General features: G+C 63.1%; 1 protein-coding gene. It reads right to left on the reverse strand.

Going from position 1 to position 1,557, the window contains the following annotated elements; genetic code table 11:
• Positions 1–27: 27 nt before the first annotated feature.
• The gene (locus CTR53_RS21045; protein ID WP_290818433.1) at positions 28–1,488 is read right to left on the reverse strand and encodes an IS66 family transposase; all 1,461 of its coding nucleotides are present in this window, start codon (positions 1,486–1,488) and stop codon (positions 28–30) included.
• Between the last annotated feature and the right edge of the window lie 69 nt (positions 1,489–1,557).

Below are 1,557 nucleotides of genomic sequence, written 5' to 3' on the forward strand. Positions count from 1 at the left end.
GTAACTGCCCAGGTACCTCGTCAGTGATCAGGTCGTACGGAGTTTGCTGAGGAGGACCGTTGGGGATTGGGTCAGGGTATCGATGATGTTCCAACCCTGTTTTTTCGCGGTGGCGATGAAGGAGCGGATGACGGCGAAGTCGCGGGCGCCCGGTTCGGAGCGGAAGCCACCGGAGATTTTCTGTCTGAGCTTCATCATGCGGGCGGCTTGCTCGGCCAGATTGTTGGTGAAGGGTACGCGGGGATCAGTCAGGAAACGCAATACGTCGTCCTTGCGGGTCCTCAATCGCAGCAGCAGGTTGTGGCCGGTGCGGCGCCGTGGACGACCCCGACGCCCGGTGACGGGCAGTGGCGATTGGGCCTCATGAAAGGCGAGCCCTTCGGCAACGAGGGTGTCGTATCGACGCTGGAACCGATGCACGAGGCTGGGTTTCAGTGGCCCATCGCGTTCGCGGGCGAGGTGGGCGGCATGACAGGCCCGGTGCAAGAGTCGTTGCATGCGCAACGCCCAGGGTTCCCGCTCGATCTCGATCAAGGCCTTGAGCTCGCGCAGATGATGCGCATTGCACAAGGCATGCAGCACACCCTTCAAGGTGTAGTAGGGCTTCCAGTGGTCATGGACGACAATGCCAATGATCCCTTCCCACAGACTGCCCCGCTTCGGGGAAACGCGGTAGAAGCTCAGCCAGGCGGTCACCGCCACATGGAGCCATTGCGTCTTGCCACCGATGCGAAAGCCGGTTTCATCCAGATGCTTGACCGCCGCAGTCTTGACGAGCTGGCCCACCGCCGCCACGAACCCCTGGACCTGCTCGACCGCCTTCGTGCTCATCCGTGCGATCGTGGCGGCGGCCAGTTTCACCCCAAACAGATCGGCCATCAGTTCGACCCACCGATCCTCGGGAATGAACTGGGCGTGGAGCAGATAGACTACGAAGGCCGTGATCCGCGCGCCGTATTGCACCGGCGCCGTGACTCCCTCGGGAAACGCCGCCCGTGTCGCCTCACCACACTGGCCACAGCGGCCGGTGTGAGCGCGATGCTCGGTCACGACCAGCGGGGGTGGCTCCGGTAGGTCAAAGACCTGCCGGGCGCTGTACGCCGTGACCATGGCTGGGGTCAGGGTCGAATCGCAGTTCGGGCAGATGTTGGGGTAGTGGTCGAGAATGACGTCCGGTTCGGCCACTTGACGCAGCGTGTTGCCGGGATGGCCCTTCTGCCCGCCGGGTGGCCGGCCCGAGGCTTCGCGCAGACTCTGGGTCCGTGGCGGTTTCTTCAACCCATCACTAGATGGGGGTTTTCCGCTGTTGCCACTGTTCAGCCCCAGACGGCGCTCGAGTTCCGCGATGCGCGCCAGAAGCACGGCATTCATCTCCCGCAACGTCGCGTTCTCGGCCTGCAAGCGCGCGATCTCCTCCGCGACTGCTGTTGGGATGGCAGCAGTCATGAGATCGGCATCGCTGAGCGGCGTGTCAGTCACGGAGGTCATGGGGCGATTTACCATCCATTCATACCCGGCTTGTCAAGCTGTTTTTTCCACCGGCACCTGGGCAGTTAC

It is taken from the genome of Ferrovibrio sp. (assembly GCF_002796975.1).
Lineage (GTDB): Bacteria > Pseudomonadota > Alphaproteobacteria > Ferrovibrionales > Ferrovibrionaceae > Ferrovibrio.

Bases quoted from the DNA above. Each gene is read 5' to 3' on its own strand.
- CTR53_RS21045 (WP_290818433.1), bottom strand. From the start codon at position 1,488: ATGACCTCCGTGACTGACACGCCGCTCAGCGATGCCGATCTCATGACT.